At 52.8% G+C, this 23,115-nt stretch carries 15 protein-coding genes; 14 read left to right on the top strand and 1 reads right to left on the bottom strand.

Features of this window, described 5'->3' with window-relative positions; genetic code table 11:
- Nucleotides 1-271: 271 nt before the first annotated feature.
- Nucleotides 272-1,414 (top strand): protein YghO, encoded by a 1,143-nt coding sequence (gene yghO, locus C4F37_RS11445; protein ID WP_001774043.1) that lies wholly within the window; start codon nucleotides 272-274, stop codon nucleotides 1,412-1,414.
- Nucleotides 1,415-1,420: 6 nt separating this feature from the next.
- Here yghO and glcC read toward each other — a convergent pair whose 3' ends face one another.
- Complete coding sequence (gene glcC, locus C4F37_RS11440) at nucleotides 1,421-2,185, bottom strand: transcriptional regulator GlcC (protein ID WP_001305094.1); 765 nt, start codon at nucleotides 2,183-2,185, stop codon at nucleotides 1,421-1,423.
- A 250-nt stretch (nucleotides 2,186-2,435) separates the two neighbouring features.
- Here glcC and glcD point away from each other — a divergent pair, with 250 nt between their 5' ends.
- From glcD to gspF, 13 genes are all read left to right on the top strand, one after another.
- A complete protein-coding gene (glcD, locus tag C4F37_RS11435; RefSeq protein ID WP_000026111.1) occupies nucleotides 2,436-3,935 on the top strand; it encodes a glycolate oxidase subunit GlcD in 1,500 nt (499 codons plus the stop codon).
- A complete protein-coding gene (gene glcE / locus C4F37_RS11430; RefSeq protein ID WP_000943052.1) occupies nucleotides 3,935-4,987 on the top strand; it encodes a glycolate oxidase subunit GlcE in 1,053 nt (350 codons plus the stop codon). Before glcD ends, glcE begins: the two co-directional genes overlap by 1 nt.
- 10 nt (nucleotides 4,988-4,997) lie before the next feature.
- Entirely contained in the window at nucleotides 4,998-6,221 is a 1,224-nt protein-coding gene (gene glcF / locus C4F37_RS11425) for a glycolate oxidase subunit GlcF (protein WP_001194653.1), read from the top strand.
- A 4-nt stretch (nucleotides 6,222-6,225) separates the two neighbouring features.
- On the top strand, nucleotides 6,226-6,630 hold the full coding sequence (locus C4F37_RS11420; RefSeq protein ID WP_000853256.1) for a GlcG family protein: 405 nt from the start codon (nucleotides 6,226-6,228) through the stop codon (nucleotides 6,628-6,630).
- Between the two features lie 21 nt (nucleotides 6,631-6,651).
- On the top strand, nucleotides 6,652-8,823 hold the full coding sequence (gene glcB, locus C4F37_RS11415) for a malate synthase G (RefSeq protein ID WP_000084125.1): 2,172 nt from the start codon (nucleotides 6,652-6,654) through the stop codon (nucleotides 8,821-8,823).
- Between the two features lie 354 nt (nucleotides 8,824-9,177).
- Nucleotides 9,178-10,860 carry a glycolate permease GlcA gene (gene glcA / locus C4F37_RS11410; RefSeq protein WP_000259302.1) on the top strand — a complete coding sequence of 561 codons (1,683 nt, stop codon included), beginning with the start codon at nucleotides 9,178-9,180 and terminating at the stop codon, nucleotides 10,858-10,860.
- A 484-nt stretch (nucleotides 10,861-11,344) separates the two neighbouring features.
- The gene (gene sslE / locus C4F37_RS11400; protein WP_001774042.1) at nucleotides 11,345-15,901 is read left to right on the top strand and encodes a lipoprotein metalloprotease SslE; all 4,557 of its coding nucleotides are present in this window, start codon (nucleotides 11,345-11,347) and stop codon (nucleotides 15,899-15,901) included.
- Nucleotides 15,902-16,030: 129 nt separating this feature from the next.
- Nucleotides 16,031-16,840 (top strand): prepilin peptidase PppA, encoded by an 810-nt coding sequence (pppA, locus tag C4F37_RS11390; protein ID WP_001335851.1) that lies wholly within the window; start codon nucleotides 16,031-16,033, stop codon nucleotides 16,838-16,840.
- A gap of 65 nt (nucleotides 16,841-16,905) precedes the next feature.
- Nucleotides 16,906-17,316: a type II secretion system pilot lipoprotein GspS-beta gene (gene gspS2 / locus C4F37_RS11385; protein ID WP_001305092.1), complete on the top strand. Its 411-nt coding sequence runs from the start codon at nucleotides 16,906-16,908 to the stop codon at nucleotides 17,314-17,316.
- 17 nt (nucleotides 17,317-17,333) lie between these two features.
- Nucleotides 17,334-18,293 (top strand): type II secretion system protein GspC, encoded by a 960-nt coding sequence (gene gspC / locus C4F37_RS11380; RefSeq protein ID WP_001305091.1) that lies wholly within the window; start codon nucleotides 17,334-17,336, stop codon nucleotides 18,291-18,293.
- Nucleotides 18,294-18,322: 29 nt separating this feature from the next.
- A complete protein-coding gene (gene gspD, locus C4F37_RS11375) occupies nucleotides 18,323-20,383 on the top strand; it encodes a type II secretion system secretin GspD (RefSeq protein WP_000498847.1) in 2,061 nt (686 codons plus the stop codon).
- Nucleotides 20,383-21,876, top strand: coding sequence for a type II secretion system ATPase GspE (gene gspE / locus C4F37_RS11370; RefSeq protein WP_000249375.1), 1,494 nt, complete (start codon nucleotides 20,383-20,385; stop codon nucleotides 21,874-21,876). The genes gspD and gspE overlap by 1 nt, the downstream gene beginning before the upstream one ends.
- Complete coding sequence (gene gspF / locus C4F37_RS11365; RefSeq protein WP_001173425.1) at nucleotides 21,876-23,099, top strand: type II secretion system inner membrane protein GspF; 1,224 nt, start codon at nucleotides 21,876-21,878, stop codon at nucleotides 23,097-23,099. The genes gspE and gspF overlap by 1 nt, the downstream gene beginning before the upstream one ends.
- Nucleotides 23,100-23,115: the final 16 nt, after the last annotated feature.

Raw genomic sequence — 23,115 nt, 5'->3', positions numbered from 1 at the left:
ATATTGAACATTGATTTAAATAATAGGTTTTGTTTTGTTGTTTTTATTGTGAATGATATTTGATTTATGAATGTATTAAGAATGAACCTTGTCTGACCGCATTAAATCGCTAAAAGGCATTGTGGCGCTTCTTCGTAGGCTGTGATCTTATCGTAATCATTAATAAATAATATTTATTCTTATTTTGTATTCATGGTGTTGATTATTAAGATGCCGTTCGTTGCTGTTGCAACCTGTTTTTCATCGTTAATTATTTGTTATCCACAGAGATATGGAATGCGATCTGCTGATGATTAAAATTGAAAAAGTAATTAATAAAAATGACCTTAAGGCATTTATCGCTTTTCCGTCATCACTTTATCCCGACGATCCAAACTGGATACCCCCTTTATTCATTGAACGCAACGAGCATTTGTCTGCGAAAAATCCGGGGACGGACCATATCATCTGGCAGGCGTGGGTGGCAAAAAAAGCGGGGCAGATAGTTGGGCGTATTACCGCGCAAATAGATACCTTGCACCGCGAGCGTTACGGCAAAGATACCGGTCATTTCGGCATGATTGACGCCATTGATGATCCGCAGGTTTTTGCCGCGTTGTTTGGCGCAGCGGAAGCGTGGTTGAAGTCACAAGGTGCAAGTAAGATCAGCGGTCCTTTCAGCCTGAATATCAATCAGGAAAGCGGATTACTGATTGAAGGTTTCAATACACCACCCTGTGCGATGATGCCGCACGGTAAACCGTGGTATGCCGCGCATATTGAACAATTGGGTTATCACAAAGGCATTGATTTACTGGCGTGGTGGATGCAGCGAACCGATCTCACTTTCTCTCCGGCGCTAAAAAAACTAATGGATCAGGTGCGTAAGAAGGTGACCATTCGCTGCATCAATCGCCAGCGGTTTGCCGAAGAGATGCAGATCCTGCGTGAGATTTTCAATTCTGGCTGGCAGCACAACTGGGGATTTGTGCCGTTTACCGAACATGAATTCGCGACCATGGGCGACCAACTTAAATATCTGGTGCCGGACGATATGATCTACATCGCTGAGATTGATTCTGCACCCTGCGCGTTTATTGTCGGCTTGCCAAACATCAACGAGGCGATTGCCGATCTGAACGGATCGCTCTTTCCCTTCGGCTGGGCAAAATTGCTGTGGCGTTTAAAAGTCAGCGGTGTGCGAACTGCGCGAGTACCGCTGATGGGCGTGCGGGACGAGTATCAGTTCAGCCGCATCGGCCCGGTGATTGCGTTGTTATTGATTGAAGCCTTACGCGATCCGTTTGCCCGCCGGAAGATCGATGCGCTGGAGATGTCATGGATCCTCGAAACCAATACAGGCATGAATAACATGCTGGAACGCATTGGGGCGGAGCCGTACAAGCGTTACCGATTGTATGAAAAGCAGATTTGATGGCAGTCACCCCTGCTTCATCTCCAGCGGCACCGCCGAGCGAATCAAATGGTGGCCTTCCAGCTCGATATCGTGGAGATTCTTTTTCACGGTCCGCACATGATCGCGTGCTGCGCGCTGGGCGACGTGCGGCAGCCGCTGCAACACCGCGTTGTAGATCCGCGCATGCTGGCGATCGATCTGCTTTTTTTGCTGTGGTCGATGGTAGAGATTATTTACGCTGGCAAACACCGAATTAAACATCAGGTCGGTCAATGATTGCAGCGTAAACTCCAGCACCTGATTGTGAGAAGCCTGACAAATGGCGAGATGGAAAGCGTGATCCAACTGCGCATGTTCGATCAGCGAAATCTCTTTGTTGTTCTCACTGGCGGCGAGCATTTTTTCATAACAGCGGGTTATCACAACAAAATCAGCCTGGGTTCCCAGCGTTGCCGCCAGCCTTGCCGATTCGCCCTCCAGTAATGCGCGAACGTCGAGCAGATCGTACAGCGTTCGCGGCTGCGTACTGAACAGATGGATCAGCGGGCTGGTGTCCTGCACCCGATTAAGCCGTGCGACACGAGAATCGCGACCCTGCGCCGTTTCAATAATCCCGCGCCCGCGCAGCACGGTCAGCCCTTCACGCAGTGCGGAGCGTGAGAAGCCGAGCTTTTCACACAGTCGACGTTCCGAGGGAAGCGGCTGACCGACCTTCAGTACGCCGTCGATAATTAACCGTTCGATACTCTCTGCAACCACTTCGCAAATAGGGCGACGTTCATCTTTCATTCCCGGACCTCGTGCACAGGTAGGACCAATTTTTCTGTTCTTAACTCGCAAAACACGCACATCACGTAAGTGATTATGTTACATCAATTTAACATTAAGTTAACCAAGACAAGGTCACAGAGCTGGAAAAAAAATGGTCTGACCGGTAGCTAAAGAGATAGACGAAAACGAAAAGCCCGCTTAATAACTGTTCACAGAAGCAGCGCGAAAAAATCAGCTGCCACACAACACAACAAAGCGAAGCCTACTCATGAGCATCTTGTACGAAGAGCGTCTTGATGGCGCTTTACCCGATGTCGACCGCACATCGGTACTGATGGCACTGCGTGAGCATGTCCCTGGACTTGAGATCCTGCATACCGATGAGGAGATCATTCCTTACGAGTGTGACGGGTTGAGCGCGTATCGCACGCGTCCATTACTGGTTGTTCTGCCTAAGCAGATGGAACAGGTGACGGCGATTCTGGCTGTCTGCCACCGCCTGCGTGTACCGGTGGTGACCCGTGGTGCAGGCACCGGGCTTTCTGGTGGCGCGCTGCCGCTGGAAAAAGGTGTGTTGTTGGTGATGGCGCGCTTTAAAGAGATCCTCGACATTAACCCCGTTGGTCGCCGTGCGCGCGTGCAGCCGGGCGTGCGTAACCTGGCGATCTCCCAGGCCGTTGCGCCGCATAATCTCTATTACGCGCCGGATCCGTCCTCACAAATCGCCTGTTCGATTGGCGGCAATGTGGCGGAAAATGCCGGTGGCGTTCACTGCCTGAAATATGGTCTAACCGTACATAACCTGCTGAAAATTGAAGTGCAAACGCTGGATGGCGAGGCGCTGACGCTGGGATCGGACGCGCTGGATTCGCCTGGTTTTGACCTGCTGGCGCTGTTTACCGGATCGGAAGGTATGCTCGGCGTGACCACCGAAGTGACGTTAAAACTGCTGCCGAAGCCGCCCGTGGCGCGGGTGCTGTTAGCCAGCTTTGACTCGGTAGAAAAAGCCGGACTTGCGGTTGGTGACATCATCGCCAATGGCATTATCCCCGGCGGGCTGGAGATGATGGATAACCTGTCGATCCGCGCTGCGGAAGATTTTATACATGCCGGTTATCCCGTCGATGCCGAAGCGATTTTATTGTGCGAGCTGGACGGCGTGGAGTCTGACGTACAGGAAGACTGCGAGCGGGTTAACGACATCTTGTTGAAAGCGGGCGCGACTGACGTCCGTCTGGCACAGGACGAAGCAGAGCGCGTACGTTTCTGGGCCGGCCGCAAGAACGCATTCCCGGCAGTGGGGCGCATTTCCCCGGATTACTACTGTATGGATGGCACCATCCCACGCCGCGCGCTGCCTGGCGTACTGGAAGGCATTGCCCGTTTATCGCAGCAATATGATTTACGCGTTGCCAACGTCTTTCATGCCGGAGACGGCAACATGCACCCGTTAATCCTTTTCGATGCCAACGAACCCGGTGAATTTGCCCGCGCGGAAGAGCTGGGCGGGAAGATCCTCGAACTCTGCGTTGAAGTTGGCGGCAGCATCAGTGGGGAACATGGCATTGGGCGCGAAAAAATCAATCAAATGTGCGCCCAGTTCAACAGCGATGAAATCACGACCTTCCATGCGGTCAAGGCGGCGTTTGACCCCGATGGTTTGCTGAACCCTGGGAAAAACATTCCCACGCTACACCGCTGTGCTGAATTTGGTGCCATGCATGTGCATCACGGTCATTTACCTTTCCCTGAACTGGAGCGTTTCTGATGCTACGCGAGTGTGATTACAGCCAGGCGCTGCTGGAGCAGGTGAATCAGGCGATTAGCGATAAAACGCCGCTGGTGATTCAGGGCAGCAATAGCAAAGCCTTTTTAGGTCGTCCTGTCACCGGGCAAACGCTGGATGTGCGTTGTCATCGCGGCATTGTTAATTACGACCCGACCGAGCTGGTGATAACCGCTCGTGCCGGAACGCCGCTGGTGGCGATTGAAGCGGCGCTGGAGAGCGCCGGGCAAATGCTCCCCTGCGAGCCGCCACATTATGGTGAAGAAGCTACCTGGGGCGGGATGATCGCCTGCGGGCTGGCGGGGCCGCGTCGCCCGTGGAGTGGTTCGGTCCGCGATTTTGTCCTCGGCACGCGCATCATTACCGGCACTGGAAAACATCTGCGTTTTGGTGGTGAAGTGATGAAAAACGTTGCCGGATACGATCTCTCACGGTTAATGGCCGGAAGCTACGGTTGTCTGGGTGTGCTCACTGAAATCTCGATGAAAGTGTTACCGCGACCACGCGCCACCCTGAGTCTGCGTCGGGAAATCAGCCTGCAAGAAGCCATGAATGAAATCGCCCAGTGGCAACTCCAGCCATTACCCATTAGTGGCTTATGTTACTTCGACAATGCGTTGTGGATCCGCCTTGAGGGCGGCGAAGGATCGGTAAAAGCAGCGCGTGAACTGCTGGGGGGCGAAGAGGTTGCGGGTCAGTTCTGGCAGCAATTGCGTGAACAACAACTGCCGTTCTTCTCGTTACCAGGTACCTTATGGCGCATTTCCTTACCCAGCGATGCGCCGATGATGGATTTACCCGGCGAGCAACTGATCGACTGGGGCGGGGCGTTACGCTGGCTGAAATCGACAGCCGATGACAATCAAATCCATCGCATTGCCCGCAACGCTGGCGGTCATGCGACCCGCTTTAGTGCCGGAGATGGTGGTTTTGCCCCGCTACCGGCTCCTTTATTCCGCTATCACCAGCAGCTTAAACAGCAGCTCGACCCTTGCGGCGTGTTTAATCCCGGTCGCATGTACGCGGAGCTTTAAGGAGCAGGCTATGCAAACCCAATTAACCGAAGAGATGCGGCAGAACGCGCGGGCGCTGGAAGCCGACAGCATCCTGCGCGCCTGTGTTCACTGCGGATTTTGTACCGCAACCTGCCCAACCTATCAGCTCCTGGGCGATGAACTGGACGGGCCGCGCGGGCGCATCTATCTGATTAAACAGGTGCTGGAAGGCAACGACGTCACGCTTAAAACACAGGAGCATCTCGATCGCTGTCTCACTTGCCGCAATTGTGAAACCACCTGTCCTTCTGGTGTGCGCTATCACAATTTGCTGGATATCGGGCGTGATATTGTCGAGCAGAAAGTGAAACGCCCACTGCCGGAGCGAATGCTGCGCGAAGGATTGCGCCAGGTAGTGCCGCGTCCGGCGGTCTTCCGTGCGCTGACGCAGGTAGGGCTGGTGCTGCGACCGTTTTTACCGGAACAGGTCAGAGCAAAACTGCCTGCTGAAACGGTGAAAGCTAAACCGCGTCCACCGCTGCGCCATAAGCGTCGGGTTTTAATGCTGGAAGGCTGCGCCCAGCCTACGCTTTCGCCCAACACCAACGCGGCAACTGCGCGAGTGCTGGATCGTCTGGGGATCAGCGTCATGCCAGCTAACGAAGCAGGCTGTTGTGGCGCGGTGGACTATCATCTTAATGCGCAAGAGAAAGGGTTAGCGCGGGCGCGCAATAATATTGATGCCTGGTGGCCCGCGATTGAAGCAGGTGCCGAGGCTATTTTGCAGACTGCCAGCGGCTGCGGCGCGTTTGTCAAAGAGTATGGGCAGATGCTGAAAAACGATGCGTTGTATGCCGATAAAGCGCGTCAGGTCAGTGAGCTGGCGGTCGATTTAGTCGAACTTCTGCGCGAGGAACCGCTGGAAAAACTGGCAATTCGCGGCGATAAAAAACTGGCCTTCCACTGCCCGTGTACCCTACAACATGCGCAAAAGCTGAACGGCGAAGTGGAAAAAGTGTTGCTTCGTCTTGGATTTACCTTAACGGACGTTCCCGACAGCCATCTGTGCTGCGGTTCAGCGGGAACATATGCGTTAACGCATCCCGATCTGGCGCGCCAGCTGCGGGATAACAAAATGAATGCGCTGGAAAGCGGCAAACCGGAAATGATCGTCACCGCCAACATTGGTTGCCAGACGCATCTGGCGAGCGCCGGTCGTACCTCTGTGCGTCACTGGATTGAAATTGTAGAACAAGCCCTTGAAAAGGAATAACAAAATGAAAACTAAAGTCATTCTTAGCCAGCAAATGGCGAGTGCAATTATTGCCGCAGGTCAGGAAGAGGCGCAGAAAAACAACTGGTCTGTTTCCATTGCTGTTGCCGATGACGGCGGTCATCTGCTGGCGTTAAGTCGCATGGACGATTGCGCGCCGATTGCGGCTTACATCTCCCAGGAGAAAGCGCGTACCGCCGCGCTGGGGCGTCGTGAAACTAAGGGGTATGAAGAGATGGTGAACAACGGACGTACCGCGTTCGTGACTGCGCCGTTATTAACGTCGCTAGAAGGTGGCGTACCGGTTGTTGTGGATGGGCAAATTATTGGTGCCGTGGGCGTTTCTGGTTTAACCGGAGCACAGGATGCGCAGGTCGCGAAAGCGGCAGCAGCGGTGTTGGCGAAATAAGCGAAAACGAGGAGAGAAACAATGAGTCAAACCATAACCCAGGGCCGTTTACGCATTAACGCCAATTTTAAACGTTTTGTGGATGAAGAAGTTTTACCGGGAACAGGGTTGGACGCTGCGGCGTTCTGGCGCAATTTTGATGAGATCGTTCACGATCTGGCACCAGAAAATCGTCAGTTGCTGGCAGAACGCGATCGCATTCAGGCGGCGCTTGATGAGTGGCATCGCAGCAATCCGGGGCCGGTAAAAGATAAAGCGGCCTATAAATCTTTCCTGCGTGAACTGGGCTACCTGGTGCCGCAACCGGAGCGCGTAACGGTGGAAACCACGGGCATTGACAGCGAAATCACCAGTCAGGCGGGGCCACAGCTGGTGGTTCCGGCAATGAACGCCCGCTACGCGCTGAACGCGGCGAACGCTCGCTGGGGCTCACTGTACGATGCGTTATACGGCAGCGACATCATCCCGCAGGAAGGGGCGATGGTCAGCGGCTACGATCCGCAGCGTGGTGAGCAGGTTATCGCCTGGGTTCGGCGTTTCCTCGATGAATCACTACCGCTGGAAAACGGCAGCTATCAGGATGTGGTGGCGTTTAAGGTGGTCGATAAACAATTACGCATCCAGTTGAAAAATGGTAAAGAAACCACGTTACGTACCCCGGCGCAGTTTGTCGGTTACCGTGGCGATGCCGCTGCGCCGACCTGCATTTTGCTGAAAAATAACGGTCTGCATATTGAACTGCAAATTGATGCCAACGGGCGGATTGGCAAAGACGATCCGGCGCATATCAACGATGTTATCGTCGAAGCGGCCATCAGTACCATTCTCGACTGCGAAGATTCGGTCGCGGCGGTTGATGCGGAAGATAAAATCCTGCTGTACCGCAACCTGCTGGGCCTGATGCAGGGGACTCTGCAAGAGAAAATGGAAAAAAACGGTCGGCAAATCGTGCGTAAACTGAATGACGATCGTCATTACACCGCCGCCGATGGCTCTGAAATTTCTCTGCACGGACGCTCGCTGCTGTTTATCCGCAACGTGGGTCATTTGATGACCATTCCTGTGATTTGGGACAGCGAAGGCAATGAAATCCCGGAAGGCATTCTTGATGGCGTCATGACTGGCGCGATTGCCCTCTATGATTTAAAAGTGCAGAAAAACTCGCGCACAGGCAGCGTCTATATTGTGAAACCGAAAATGCACGGTCCGCAGGAAGTGGCGTTCGCCAACAAACTGTTTACCCGCATTGAGACAATGCTCGGTATGGCACCGAATACCCTGAAAATGGGCATTATGGATGAAGAACGTCGGACCTCGCTGAACTTGCGTAGCTGTATCGCTCAGGCGCGTAACCGCGTGGCGTTCATCAATACCGGTTTCCTCGACCGTACCGGCGATGAAATGCATTCGGTGATGGAAGCTGGCCCGATGCTGCGTAAAAACCAGATGAAATCGACGCCGTGGATCAAAGCCTACGAACGTAATAACGTGCTTTCCGGTCTGTTCTGTGGGCTGCGCGGTAAAGCGCAAATCGGTAAAGGGATGTGGGCAATGCCGGACCTGATGGCAGACATGTACAGCCAGAAGGGCGACCAACTGCGTGCCGGGGCAAACACAGCCTGGGTTCCGTCACCAACCGCTGCTACGCTCCATGCGCTGCACTACCACCAAACCAACGTACAGAGCGTGCAGGCCAACATTGCCCAGAGCGAGTTCAATGCTGAATTTGAACCGCTGCTGGACGATCTGCTGACTATTCCGGTGGCTGAAAACGCTAACTGGTCGGTTGAAGAGATCCAACAAGAGCTGGATAACAACGTGCAGGGGATTCTGGGGTACGTGGTGCGTTGGGTGGAGCAGGGGATTGGTTGTTCAAAAGTGCCGGATATTCACAACGTGGCGCTGATGGAAGACCGCGCAACGCTGCGTATCTCCAGCCAGCATATCGCCAACTGGTTACGTCACAGTATTCTGACCAAAGAACAGGTGCAGGCGTCGCTGGAGAATATGGCGAAAGTGGTTGATCAGCAAAACGCTGGCGATCCGGCTTATCGTCCGATGTCGGGGAATTTCGCTAACTCGTGTGCTTTTAAAGCTGCCAGCGATTTAATCTTCCTCGGCGTGAAACAGCCAAACGGCTATACCGAACCGTTATTACACGCCTGGCGTTTACGCGAAAAAGAAAGTCATTAATAGCGTCAAAAAAGCCCCGGCAAGTTTTATTGTCGGGGCTATGATAGTAACTGCGGTAGTACATTTATCCCGGAAATAACCGGAGCGATTATCAGGGTTTAACAATATTAAATACCCGTAGCGCATTACTAGCGGGCCTAAAACAACAATATGGACATCTTAACGATATTCTGCGCCTGCGTGTGCGGAACAGAAACCCTTACCCGATATACTTGTTATGCCAGAGGTAGCAATTGCGTTAGCAGCGTACTGTTGCTGTAAAGTATAACGCCTATATTTTACAGTTCAGTCCTCTTTTGCTTATTACAACCTTAAGTATATCAAGCATATAAAGATAATAAGAGACTGAAAAATATGGTTACCTGGACCCAAATGTATATGCCGATGGGAGGACTGGGGCTATCCGCTCTGGTCGCCCTGATCCCGATAATATTCTTCTTCGTTGCACTCGCGGTATTACGTCTGAAAGGACATGTCGCCGGAGCAATAACCCTTATATTATCTATTCTGATTGCGATATTCGCCTTTAAAATGCCGATTGATATGGCATTTGCTGCTGCGGGCTATGGCTTTATTTATGGATTATGGCCTATTGCGTGGATTATTGTTGCGGCGGTGTTCCTCTATAAATTAACCGTTGCCAGCGGTCAGTTCGATATTATCCGCAGCTCGGTTATCTCCATCACTGACGATCAGCGTTTGCAGGTGTTACTGATTGGTTTCTCCTTTGGCGCGCTGCTGGAAGGGGCGGCTGGCTTTGGTGCGCCGGTGGCGATTACCGGTGCGCTGCTGGTGGGCCTGGGCTTCAAACCGTTATACGCGGCGGGGCTGTGTCTGATTGCCAACACTGCGCCGGTGGCGTTTGGTGCGTTGGGCGTGCCGATTCTGGTCGCCGGTCAGGTAACGGGAATCGATCCGTTCCACATTGGCGCAATGGCGGGACGTCAGTTACCGTTCCTGTCGGTTCTTGTGCCGTTCTGGCTGGTAGCAATGATGGACGGCTGGAAAGGGGTGAAAGAGACGTGGCCAGCGGCGCTGGTTGCTGGGGGAAGCTTCGCTGTCACGCAGTTCTTTACCTCTAACTATATTGGTCCGGAACTGCCGGATATTACTTCGGCGCTGGTGAGTATCGTCTCACTCGCTTTATTCCTTAAAGTCTGGCGGCCGAAAAATACCGAAACGGCAATCAGCATGGGACAATCCGCAGGTGCGATGGTGGTGAATAAACCATCTTCTGGCGGTCCCGTGCCTTCAGAATATAGTCTGGGGCAAATCATTCGTGCGTGGTCACCGTTTTTAATCTTAACGGTGCTGGTCACCATCTGGACCATGAAGCCGTTTAAAGCGTTATTTGCTCCGGGCGGCGCGTTTTATTCACTGGTGATTAATTTCCAGATCCCTCATTTGCATCAACAAGTGTTGAAAGCGGCACCCATTGTCGCCCAACCAACGCCAATGGATGCGGTGTTTAAATTCGACCCTCTCTCGGCTGGCGGCACCGCTATTTTTATTGCGGCGATTATCTCTATCTTCATCCTCGGCGTGGGCATCAAGAAAGGGATTGGCGTCTTTGCCGAAACGCTAATTAGTCTGAAGTGGCCGATATTGTCGATTGGCATGGTGCTGGCGTTCGCCTTCGTCACCAACTATTCCGGCATGTCCACCACGCTGGCGCTGGTACTGGCAGGTACAGGCGTGATGTTCCCGTTTTTCTCACCGTTTCTCGGCTGGCTGGGCGTATTCCTTACCGGCTCGGACACCTCCTCTAACGCCCTGTTTGGTTCACTGCAATCGACCACGGCGCAGCAAATCAACGTCTCTGACACTCTGCTGGTGGCAGCAAATACCAGCGGCGGCGTAACTGGCAAGATGATTTCCCCGCAATCTATCGCCGTGGCCTGCGCCGCGACGGGCATGGTGGGCCGAGAATCTGAACTGTTCCGCTACACCGTGAAGCACAGTCTGATCTTTGCCAGTGTGATCGGCATTATCACGCTGTTGCAGGCGTATGTGTTTACCGGGATGTTAGTTTCGTAAGTCAATAAAGCCGGATGATCGTTAATATCATCCGGCTTCGTTTACATTACTCTGTCTTATTAATGGAAAATTATTTCCCGCTTTATTATCCATGTGGCAATAATGTTTCGCGTTCAGATAACCTGCTAAATAATTAAAAGCGTGAGAACATCTGTTTTTTTATCACGCAAAACAAGTCAGTATTAATTATGTTCGCTTGATGAGCAAACACCGTTCTATCTGTTGCTTTTGCAATCTTAATCGTTAAAACTACCAACAAATTTATATAGTTACGTTGTGAAAAGTTGTTAATTTTTTGTTTATTGAAATTTCGTAAAAATAACCAGCCAGACATCGAATAGGGGTTATTCTTATAAATTTCACCTGTTTTTCTATCAATGATGCCGTTTTCTTAAGAATGGAGGAAGTTATTAAAGAAGATAAAGCATAAAACTATTTCCCCGGTTACGAATCTTTTAACTTTGTTTTGTCACTTGCGTTATTAATGAATAAGAAATTTAAATATAAGAAATCGCTTTTAGCGGCTATTTTGAGTGCAACCCTGTTAGCCGGTTGTGATGGCGGTGGCTCCGGATCTTCCTCCGATACGCCGCCTGTAGATTCTGGAACAGGGTCTTTGCCGGAAGTGAAACCTGATCCAACACCAAACCCGGAGCTGACGCCTGAGCCAACGCCGGACCCAGAACCTACGCCGGAACCGACACCTGATCCTGAGCCAGAACCGGAGCCAGAACCTGTTCCTACGAAAACGGGTTATCTGACCCTGGGCGGAAGCCAGCGGGTAACTGGTGCTACTTGTAATGGTGAATCCAGCGATGGCTTTACATTTACACCTGGTGAGGACGTTACTTGCGTGGCGGGTAACACGACAATTGCTACCTTCGACACCCAGTCAGAAGCTGCGCGTAGCCTGCGTGCGGTTGAAAAAGTGTCGTTTAGTCTTGAGGACGCGCAAGAACTGGCAGCTTCCGATGACAAGAAAAGCAATGCGGTTTCGCTGGTAACGTCCAGTAACAGCTGTCCGGCGAATACAGAACAGGTTTGCCTGACGTTCTCCTCAGTGATCGAGAGTAAACGTTTCGACTCGCTGTATAAGCAAATCGATCTGGCACCGGAAGAGTTCAAAAAGCTGGTCAATGAAGAGGTGGAAAACAATGCCGCGACCGATAAAGCGCCATCCACTCATACTTCACCGGTTGTGCCCGTCACCACGCCGGGAACAAAACCGGATCTGAACGCTTCCTTCGTGTCGGCTAACGCGGAACAGTTTTATCAGTATCAACCCACTGAAATCATTCTCTCCGAAGGCCGACTGGTAGATAGCATGGGCAATGGTGTGGTTGGCGTAAATTACTACACCAGCTCAGGCCGTGGCGTAACTGGCGAAAACGGCAAATTCAACTTCAGCTGGGGCGAAACCATCTCCTTTGGTATCGACACCTTTGAACTGGGCTCAGTGCGCGGCAATAAGTCGACCATTGCGTTGACTGAACTGGGTGACGAAGTTCGCGGCGCGAATATTGATCAGCTTATTCATCGTTACTCCCAGGCCGGAAAAAATGATGAGCGTGAAGTGCCGGACGTAGTGCGCAAGGTCTTTGCCGAGTATCCCAACGTAATCAACGAGATTATCAATCTCTCGTTATCCAATGGCGAGGCGTTGAGCGAAGGCGATCAAACCTTTGAGCGGACAAACGAATTTCTTGAGCAGTTTAAATCCGGGCAGGCTAAAGAGATTGATACGGCGATTTGTGACTCCCTTGGGGGCTGCAACTCTCAGCGTTGGTTCTCGTTGACAGCACGCAATGTTAACGAAGGTCAGATTCAGGGCGTTATCAACAAGCTGTGGGGTGTGGATAAAGATTACAAATCAGTGACGAAATTCCACGTCTTCCATGACTCTACCAACTTCTATGGCAGTACCGGTAATGCGCGCGGTCAGGCAGTGGTGAATATCTCCAACGCGGCCTTCCCGATTCTGATGGCGCGTAATGATAAAAACTACTGGCTGGCGTTTGGCGAAAAACGCGCCTGGGATAAAAACGAGCTGGCGTACATTACGGAAGCGCCTTCTCTCGTTGAGCCGGAAAACGTTACGCGCGATACCGCCACCTTTAACCTGCCGTTTATTTCGCTGGGGCAAGTCGGTGAGGGCAAACTGATGGTTATCGGTAACCCGCACTACAACAGCATTTTGCGTTGTCCGAACGGTTACAGCTGGGAAGGCGGTGTTGATAAAAACGGTCAGTGTACGCGTAACAGTGATTCTAATGATATGAAGCACTTTATGCAGAACGTGTTGCGCTATCTGTCCGACGATAAATGGACGCCGGACGCGAAAGCCAGCATGACCGTAGGCACCAACCTGGATACTGTCTATTTCAAACGTCATGGTCAGGTTACAGGAAACAGCGCTGAGTTCGGCTTTCATCCGGATTTTGCGGGTATCTCTGTTGAGCATTTAAGTAGCTATGGCGATCTCGACCCGCAGGAAATGCCGCTGCTGATCCTCAACGGCTTTGAGTATGTGACTCAGGTTGGTAACGATCCTTATGCAATCCCGCTGCGAGCAGATACCAGCAAACCGAAGCTGACTCAGCAGGATGTGACCGATCTGATCGCCTATCTGAACAAAGGTGGATCGGTGCTGATCATGGAAAACGTGATGAGCAATCTTAAGGAAGAGAGCGCGTCTGGCTTTGTACGTCTGCTTGATGCCGCAGGTCTGTCGATGGCACTGAACAAGTCGGTAGTAAATAACGATCCGCAAGGGTATCCGAACCGCGTTCGTCAGCAGCGCGCAACGGGCATTTGGGTCTATGAACGTTATCCTGCCGTAGATGGTGCGCTGCCGTACACCATCGATAGTAAGACAGGGGAAGTTAAGTGGAAATATCAGGTAGAAAACAAACCTGATGACAAACCGAAGCTGGAAGTTGCCAGCTGGCTGGAAGATGTAGATGGCAAACAGGAAACGCGTTATGCCTTTATTGATGAGGCCGATCATAAAACAGAGGATTCTCTGAAGGCTGCGAAGGCAAAAATCTTTGAGAAGTTTCCTGGATTAAAGGAGTGTAAGGACCCAACTTACCACTACGAGGTCAACTGTCTGGAATATCGTCCTGGCACGGGGGTTCCGGTTACTGGTGGCATGTATGTTCCACAGTATACGCAACTAAGCCTTAACGCCGACACGGCAAAAGCGATGGTGCAGGCTGCGGATTTAGGCACCAACATTCAGCGTCTGTATCAGCATGAGCTCTACTTCCGGACCAATGGTCGCAAAGGTGAGCGTCTGAGCAGCGTCGATCTGGAACGTCTGTACCAGAACATGTCGGTCTGGCTGTGGAATAAAATTGAATATCGCTATGAAAACGACAAGGATGACGAGCTGGGCTTTAAAACGTTCACCGAGTTCCTGAACTGCTACGCCAACGATGCCTATACTGGCGGCACGCAGTGTTCTGATGAGCTGAAAAAATCGCTGGTCGATAACAACATGATCTACGGCGAGAAGAGCGTTAATAAAGCGGGCATGATGAACCCGAGCTATCCGCTCAACTATATGGAAAAACCGCTGACGCGCCTGATGCTGGGTCGTTCCTGGTGGGATCTGAACATCAAAGTTGATGTCGAGAAGTATCCGGGAGCGGTATCGGCAGAAGGTGAGAAGGTTACTGAAACCATCAGCCTGTACTCCAATCCGACCAAATGGTTTGCGGGTAACATGCAGTCTACTGGCCTGTGGGCTCCGGCTCAGAAAGAGGTCACCATTGAGTCTTCTGCATCAGTTCCTGTGACTGTCACCGTGGCGCTGGCCGACGATCTGACCGGACGCGAGAAGCATGAAGTCGCGCTGAACCGTCCGCCAAAAGTGACGAAAACCTATGATCTGAAAGCCAATGATAAGGTGACCTTCAAGGTGCCTTACGGTGGTCTGATTTATATCAAGGGCAACAGCCCAAAGAATGAGTCAGCCGAATTCACCTTTACTGGTGTGGTAAAAGCGCCGTTCTATAAAGACGGCGAATGGAAAAACGCTCTGAACTCCCCTGCGCCGCTGGGCGAGCTGGAATCAGACGCTTTCGTTTATACCACGCCGAAGAAGAACCTTGAGGCCAGCAATTTCACTGGTGGTGTAGCAGAATTCGCTAAAGATCTGGATACCTTTGCCAGCTCGATGAATGACTTCTACGGTCGTAATGATGAAGACGGTAAGCACCGGATGTTTACCTATAAAAACTTGACGGGGCACAAGCATCGTTTCACCAACGATGTGCAGATCTCCATCGGTGATGCGCACTCGGGTTATCCGGTAATGAACAGCAGCTTCTCGACGAACAGCACCACGCTGCCGACGACGCCGCTGAACGACTGGTTGATCTGGCACGAAGTAGGGCACAACGCCGCCGAAACGCCGCTGACTGTTCCTGGCGCAACTGAAGTAGCGAACAACGTTCTGGCGCTGTACATGCAGGATCGCTATCTCGGCAAGATGAACCGTGTCGCTGACGATATTACTGTCGCGCCGGAATATCTGGAGGAGAGCAACGGTCAGGCATGGGCGCGCGGCGGTGCGGGCGACCGTCTGCTGATGTACGCGCAGCTGAAGGAGTGGGCAGAGAAAAACTTTGATATCAAACAGTGGTATCCAGAAGGTGACCTGCCTAAGTTCTACAGCGATCGTGAAGGGATGAAAGGCTGGAACCTGTTCCAGTTGATGCACCGTAAAGCACGCGGCGATGATGTTGGCAAAACCAAGTTTGGCGAAAGAAATTACTGTGCCGAATCCAACGGTAACGCTGCCGACAAGCTGATGCTGTGTGCCTCCTGGGTCGCTCAGACGGATCTTTCGGAGTTCTTTAAGAAATGGAATCCGGGCGCGAATGCTTACCAGTTACCGGGAGCGAGCGAGATGAACTTCGAGGGCGGTGTGAGCCAGTCGGCTTACGAGACGCTGGCGGCGCTTAATCTGCCGAAACCGCAGCAAGGGCCGGAAACCATTAATCAGGTTACCGAGCATAAGATGTCAGCTGAGTAAGCCTGTATGCCGGATAAGGCGCTCGCGCCGCATCCGGCATGAAATAAGGCGCATCGGGCCTGGAGGAAAGCCATATGGCATACACCCGCAGGCCCGCATCCGGCAAGTTACAACAAACAACCTTTAACCATGCTTTTTGATGTTTTTCAGCAATACCCCGCGGGGATGCCCATACTGGCAACCGTCGGAGGATTGATCATCGGCAGTTTTTTGAATGTGGTGATTTGGCGTTACCCCATCATGCTGCGCCAACAAATGGCGGAGTTTCACGGTGAAATGCCGAGTACGCAGTCAAAAATAAACCTGGCGCTGCCACGCTCGCACTGTCCGCATTGCCAGCAGACCATCCGCGTTCGTGACAATATTCCGCTGCTCTCATGGTTGATGCTCAAAGGGCGCTGCCGCGACTGTCAGGCGAAAATCAGCAAGCGTTATCCGCTGGTGGAGTTATTGACGGCACTCGCTTTTTTGCTGGCGAGTCTGGTGTGGCCAGAAAGTGGATGGGGGCTGGCGGTGATGATATTATCCGCCTGGCTGATTGCCGCGAGCGTCATTGACCTCGATAACCAATGGCTGCCCGATGTTTTTACTCAGGGCGTATTGTGGACCGGGCTGATTGCGGCATGGGCGCAACAGAGTCCGTTAACGCTACAAGACGCAGTTACCGGCGTCCTGGTGGGGTTTATCACTTTTTACTCCCTGCGCTGGATAGCCGGAATAGTTCTGCGTAAAGAAGCATTAGGCATGGGCGATGTATTACTTTTCGCTGCGTTAGGTGGCTGGGTGGGGCCGTTGTCGCTACCCAATGTTGCTTTAATCGCATCATGCTGCGGCCTGATATATGCCGTTATTACAAAAAGAGGATCAACCACACTGCCTTTTGGACCGTGTTTAAGTCTGGGCGGTATAGCAACACTTTATCTACAGGCATTGTTTTAATGATAACCACGTCATTATCAAAGTGACATTTTAACTCTTATTAATAACCTTAGAGATTATTTACCATGTCGATAAAACAAATGCCAGGGAGGGTATTAATATCGCTATTGTTGAGCGTTACAGGATTATTAAGTGGCTGTGCCGGCCATAATGAAAATGCCAGTTTACTGGCGAAAAAACAGGCGCAAAATATCAGCCAAAACCTGCCGATTAAATCTGCGGGATATACCTTAGTGCTGGCGCAAAGTAGCGGCACGACGGTAAAAATGACCATTATCAGCGAAGCGGGTGCTCAGACCACGCAGACACCTGATGCCTTTTTAACCAGCTATCAACGACAAATGTGCGCTGACCCGACGGTGAAATTAATGATTACCGAGGGAATTAATTACAGCATAACGATTAATGATACACGTACAGGAAACCAGTATCAGCGGAAACTGGATCGTACCACCTGTGGAATAGTCAAAGCATAACGTCGGGTAGATATAAATTGGCGCGGGTTGTTTTTCGTGACGCACGAATTTATCTCATTCAGTTGCTGACAAAAATTCGTCACACTCTTAGCCAGAGACAATCTCTTAATACAGACAAAGAGCATCTGCGAAAAATGGTGCGCGGGATGTTCTGGCTCATGCTGCTTATTATTTCTGCAAAAATGGCGTATTCACTCTGGCGCTATTTCTCCTTTTCTGCGGAATATACGGCGGTTTCCTCATCGGCGAATAAACCGCTCCGTGCGGATGCAAAACCGTTCGATAAAAATGACGTGCAATTAGTCAGCCAACAAAACTGGTTTGGCAAATATCAACCCGTCGCCGCACCGGTAAAACAACCCGAACCTGCGCCTGTGGCAGAAACGCGTCTTAATGTGGTGCTGCGCGGGATCGCCTTTGGTGCCAGACCCGGCGCGGTGATTGAAGAAGGCGGCAAACAGCAGGTCTATTTACAGGGCGAACGGCTTGGCTCTCACAACGCGGTGATTGAGGAAATTAATCGTGACCATGTGATGCTGCGCTATCAGGGGAAAATGGAACGTCTGAGTCTGGCAGAAGAGAAGCGTCCCACCAAAGCCGTGACCAGCAAAAAAGCCGTCAGCGACGAAGCAAAGCAAGCTGTTGCTGAGCCTGCTGCCAGTGCGCCAGTTGAGATCCCGGCTGCCGTGCGTCAGGCACTGGCGAAAGATCCGCAGAAAATTTTTAACTATATCCAGCTTACGCCTGTGCGTAAGGAAGGGATTGTCGGTTATGCAGTGAAACCGGGGGCAGATCGTTCTCTGTTCGATGCCAGCGGTTTTAAGGAAGGCGATATCGCCATTGCGCTAAATCAGCAGGATTTCACTGATCCACGAGCAATGATTGCTCTGATGCGGCAGTTACCTTCAATGGATTCCATTCAACTTACGGTTTTACGCAAGGGTGCGCGCTACGACATTTCCATCGCGCTGCGCTAACCGCATTTAATCCAGGAGAATCATTCATCGTGTTTTGGCGTGATATGACGTTGTCGGTCTGGCGTAAGAAGACAACTGGCCTCAAAACAAAAAAGCGTTTACTGGCGCTGGTGCTGGCAGCGGCATTATGCAGTTCACCGGTCTGGGCGGAAGAAGCCACTTTCACCGCTAATTTTAAAGATACCGACCTGAAATCGTTCATCGAAACCGTCGGCGCTAACCTTAATAAAACCATCATTATGGGGCCGGGCGTTCAGGGGAAAGTGAGTATTCGCACCATGACCCCGCTCAATGAACGCCAGTATTACCAGCTATTCCTTAACCTGCTGGAAGCACAGGGGTATGCCGTCGTACCGATGGAAAACGACGTGCTGAAGGTGGTGAAATCCAGTGCCGCGAAAGTCGAGCCGCTGCCGCTGGTTGGTGAAGGCAGCGACAACTACGCGGGCGATGAAATGGTCACCAAAGTCGTGCCGGTACGTAATGTGTCGGTACGCGAGCTGGCACCGATTCTGCGCCAGATGATCGACAGCGCAGGCTCAGGCAACGTTGTTAATTACGATCCCTCCAACGTGATTATGCTTACCGGACGCGCCTCAGTTGTGGAGCGCCTGACGGAAGTGATCCAGCGCGTGGATCATGCGGGTAATCGCACCGAAGAGGTGATCCCGCTGGATAACGCCTCGGCTTCGGAAATCGCCCGCGTGCTGGAAAGCCTGACGAAAAACAGCGGCGAGAACCAGCCTGCGACGCTGAAATCTCAAATTGTCGCCGACGAACGCACCAACAGTGTGATTGTCAGTGGTGACCCGGCCACGCGGGACAAAATGCGCCGCCTGATCCGTCGGCTGGACTCAGAAATGGAACGCAGCGGCAACAGCCAGGTTTTCTATCTCAAATACAGCAAAGCCGAAGATCTGGTCGATGTACTGAAGCAGGTCAGCGGCACGCTCACGGCGGCTAAAGAAGAGGCGGAAGGCACCGTCGGTAGCGGGCGTGAGGTTGTCTCCATCGCCGCCAGCAAACACAGTAATGCCCTGATTGTTACCGCGCCGCAGGACATCATGCAGTCGCTGCAAAGCGTGATTGAACAACTGGATATTCGCCGTGCTCAGGTGCACGTCGAGGCGTTGATCGTGGAAGTTGCCGAAGGTAGCAATATCAATTTCGGCGTGCAGTGGGCGTCGAAAGATGCCGGATTAATGCAGTTTGCTAACGGTACGCAGATCCCTATTGGCACGCTGGGTGCAGCCATTTCTCAGGCAAAACCGCAGAAAGGCTCCACGGTGATCAGTGAAAACGGCGCTACCACCATTAACCCGGATACTAACGGCGATCTCTCCACGCTCGCTCAGCTTCTTTCTGGCTTTAGCGGTACGGCGGTTGGCGTGGTGAAAGGCGACTGGATGGCGCTGGTACAGGCGGTCAAAAACGACTCCAGCTCGAACGTGCTCTCCACGCCGAGTATCACCACGCTGGACAACCAGGAAGCCTTCTTCATGGTGGGCCAGGACGTTCCGGTATTAACCGGCTCTACTGTTGGCTCTAATAACAGCAATCCTTTCAATACGGTAGAGAGGAAAAAAGTCGGCATCATGCTGAAAGTCACGCCGCAGATTAACGAAGGAAACGCGGTACAGATGGTGATTGAGCAGGAAGTGTCGAAGGTGGAAGGACAGACCAGTCTCGACGTCGTGTTTGGCGAGCGCAAACTGAAAACCACCGTGCTGGCAAACGATGGTGAGCTGATCGTGCTTGGCGGTCTGATGGACGATCAGGCGGGAGAAAGCGTGGCGAAAGTGCCGCTGCTTGGCGATATCCCATTGATTGGTAACCTGTTTAAATCGACGGCGGATAAAAAAGAAAAACGTAACCTGATGGTATTTATCCGCCCGACCATTCTGCGTGACGGTATGGCGGCAGACGGCGTGTCGCAGCGCAAATATAACTATATGCGCGCCGAACAGATCTATCGCGATGAGCAAGGCTTGAGCCTGATGCCGCACACCGCGCAGCCGGTACTGCCAGCGCAAAATCAGGCTCTACCGCCAGAAGTTCGCGCGTTCCTTAATGCCGGGAGAACGCGTTAATGGTGCCTGTAGCACAGGAAACCACCGCTAACACCGTGCGTCTGCCCTACAGTTTCAGCCGTCGGTTTAGCCTGGTGGCATGGTGCGAAGCGTCGCTGGAGATCCTCCATGTTCATCCGTTGTCGCTCTCTGTTTTGCAGGAGCTGCAGCGGGGGCTGAACGCGTCTTTTACGCTGAGGCAAATCGACGAGGCCGAATTTGAACAGCGGCTGAATGCGGTCTGGCAGCGGGACTCTTCCGAGGCCCGCCAGCTGATGGAAGATCTCGGTTCTGCTGAGGACTTTTTTACTCTCGCAGAAGAACTACCGGAAACGGAAGATCTGCTGGAAAGTGACGACGATGCGCCAATCATCAAACTGATCAACGCCATGTTGGCAGAGGCGATTAAAGAAGGCGCTTCGGATATCCACATCGAGACGTTTGAAAAGAGTCTGGTGATCCGTTTTCGTGTTGACGGCACACTACATGAAATGCTGCGTCCGGGGCGCAAACTGGCCTCGCTGCTGGTATCGCGTATTAAGGTGATGGCACGGCTGGATATCGCCGAAAAACGCGTACCGCAGGATGGGCGCATTGCGCTGCTGCTGGGCGGTCGGGCGATTGACGTGCGTGTCTCCACCATGCCTTCCGCCTGGGGGGAACGGGTGGTGCTGCGACTGCTGGACAAAAACCAGGCTCGCCTGACGCTGGAGCGTCTGGGTTTAAGTCTCGAACTGACTGCGCAGTTGCGCCAGCTGTTACACAAACCGCACGGCATTTTTCTGGTGACGGGGCCGACCGGTTCCGGCAAAAGCACCACGCTGTACGCTGGATTGCAGGAGCTGAACAACCACTCGCGTAACATTCTCACGGTTGAAGACCCTATCGAATACATGATTGAAGGGATCGGTCAGACGCAGGTTAACACCCGCGTCGGCATGACCTTCGCCCGTGGCCTGCGCGCGATTTTGCGTCAGGACCCGGATGTGGTGATGGTCGGTGAAATCCGCGATACTGAAACCGCAGAAATCGCTGTTCAGGCTTCACTGACCGGACACCTGGTACTTTCCACGCTGCATACCAACACGGCGGTGGGGGCGATCACGCGTTTGCAGGATATGGGCGTTGAGCCTTTCCTGCTCTCTTCCAGTCTGACGGGCGTGATGGCGCAGCGACTGGTTCGCACGCTGTGTCCCGATTGCCGCCAGTCCGCGCCTGCCACCGACGAAGAAAAACGCCTGCTGGGGATTACCGATGCGCGAACCGTCACGCTGTACCATCCGCAGGGCTGTCCCGCCTGTAATCACAAAGGTTTTCGCGGACGTACTGCCATCCATGAGCTGATCGTGGTGGACGCCACATTACGTGATTTGATCCACCGTCAGGCCGGGGAACTGGAGCTGGAACGTTATGTCCGGCAACACTCTGCGGGTATCCGCAGCAACGGCATTGAGAAAGTGCTCGCCGGAGAAACCTCTCTCGATGAAGTTCTGCGGGTAACCATGGAGGCGTAATGGCACTGTTTTACTATCAGGCGCTGGAGCGTAATGGTCGCAAAACCAAAGGAATGATTGAGGCGGATTCCGCGCGTCATGCCCGTCAATTGTTGCGTGGTAAAGAGCTTATCCCCGTGCACATTGAAGCCCGGCTGAATGCTTCGACAGGGGGAATGTTGCAGCGTCGGCGGCATGCACATCGTCGCGTGGCGGCGGCAGATTTGGCGCTGTTCACACGCCAACTGGCAACGCTGGTGCAGGCAGCAATGCCGCTGGAAACCTGCTTACAGGCGGTCAGTGAGCAAAGTGAAAAACTGCATGTAAAAAGCCTCGGAATGGCGCTGCGCAGCCGGATTCAGGAAGGTTATACCCTGTCGGACAGCCTGCGCGAACATCCCCGCGTCTTTGACTCCCTGTTTTGTTCGATGGTCGCTGCCGGAGAAAAATCCGGACATCTCGACGTGGTGCTCAATCGCCTGGCGGATTACACCGAACAGCGGCAGCATCTGAAATCACGCCTGCTGCAGGCCATGCTCTACCCGCTGGTACTGCTGGTGGTGGCAACGGGCGTGGTCACTATTTTGCTGACGGCAGTAGTGCCGAAAATTATCGAACAGTTTGATCATCTCGGACACGCGCTGCCTGCCTCCACCCGAATGCTCATCGCCATGAGCGACACGTTACAGACCAGCGGCGTGTACTGGCTGGCGGGTTTGCTGGGGCTTCTGGTGCTGGGGCAACGGCTACTCAAAAATCCTGCGATGCGCCTGCGCTGGGATAAAACCTTGCTGCGTTTGCCCGTGACGGGGCGTGTTGCGCGCGGACTGAATACGGCGCGTTTTTCCCGCACATTAAGCATCCTCACCGCCAGCAGTGTTCCGCTGCTGGAAGGCATTCAGACCGCCGCCGCCGTGTCGGCAAATCGTTATGTCGAGCAACAACTGCTGCTAGCGGCAGATCGCGTCCGCGAAGGAAGCAGCCTGCGCGCCGCGCTGGCGGAGTTGCGCCTGTTCCCGCCGATGATGCTGTACATGATCGCCTCCGGCGAACAGAGCGGTGAACTGGAAACCATGCTTGAACAGGCCGCGGTCAACCAGGAACGGGAATTTGATACCCAGGTGGGGCTGGCGTTAGGGCTGTTTGAGCCGGCGCTGGTGGTGATGATGGCGGGCGTGGTGCTGTTTATCGTCATCGCCATCCTCGAACCGATGCTGCAACTGAACAATATGGTTGGAATGTAATTTACGGAGTTATCAC

Source organism: Escherichia sp. R1 (assembly GCF_003000935.1).
GTDB classification, from domain to species: domain Bacteria; phylum Pseudomonadota; class Gammaproteobacteria; order Enterobacterales; family Enterobacteriaceae; genus Escherichia; species Escherichia coli.
This window is presented reverse-complemented; position numbering and strand designations above follow the sequence as displayed.

What these genes read in the sequence shown, in the direction of transcription:
- gspF (WP_001173425.1), top strand. Translation starts at nt 21,876, where the DNA reads ATGGCACTGTTTTACTATCAGGCGCTGGAGCGTAATGGTCGCAAAACC.
- glcE (WP_000943052.1), top strand. Translation starts at nt 3,935, where the DNA reads ATGCTACGCGAGTGTGATTACAGCCAGGCGCTGCTGGAGCAGGTGAAT.
- yghO (WP_001774043.1), top strand. Translation starts at nt 272, where the DNA reads ATGGAATGCGATCTGCTGATGATTAAAATTGAAAAAGTAATTAATAAA.
- glcD (WP_000026111.1), top strand. Translation starts at nt 2,436, where the DNA reads ATGAGCATCTTGTACGAAGAGCGTCTTGATGGCGCTTTACCCGATGTC.
- glcA (WP_000259302.1), top strand. Translation starts at nt 9,178, where the DNA reads ATGGTTACCTGGACCCAAATGTATATGCCGATGGGAGGACTGGGGCTA.
- pppA (WP_001335851.1), top strand. Translation starts at nt 16,031, where the DNA reads ATGCTTTTTGATGTTTTTCAGCAATACCCCGCGGGGATGCCCATACTG.
- gspE (WP_000249375.1), top strand. Translation starts at nt 20,383, where the DNA reads ATGGTGCCTGTAGCACAGGAAACCACCGCTAACACCGTGCGTCTGCCC.
- sslE (WP_001774042.1), top strand. Translation starts at nt 11,345, where the DNA reads ATGAATAAGAAATTTAAATATAAGAAATCGCTTTTAGCGGCTATTTTG.
- glcB (WP_000084125.1), top strand. Translation starts at nt 6,652, where the DNA reads ATGAGTCAAACCATAACCCAGGGCCGTTTACGCATTAACGCCAATTTT.
- glcC (WP_001305094.1), bottom strand. Translation starts at nt 2,185, where the DNA reads ATGAAAGATGAACGTCGCCCTATTTGCGAAGTGGTTGCAGAGAGTATC.
- glcF (WP_001194653.1), top strand. Translation starts at nt 4,998, where the DNA reads ATGCAAACCCAATTAACCGAAGAGATGCGGCAGAACGCGCGGGCGCTG.
- gspS2 (WP_001305092.1), top strand. Translation starts at nt 16,906, where the DNA reads ATGTCGATAAAACAAATGCCAGGGAGGGTATTAATATCGCTATTGTTG.
- C4F37_RS11420 (WP_000853256.1), top strand. Translation starts at nt 6,226, where the DNA reads ATGAAAACTAAAGTCATTCTTAGCCAGCAAATGGCGAGTGCAATTATT.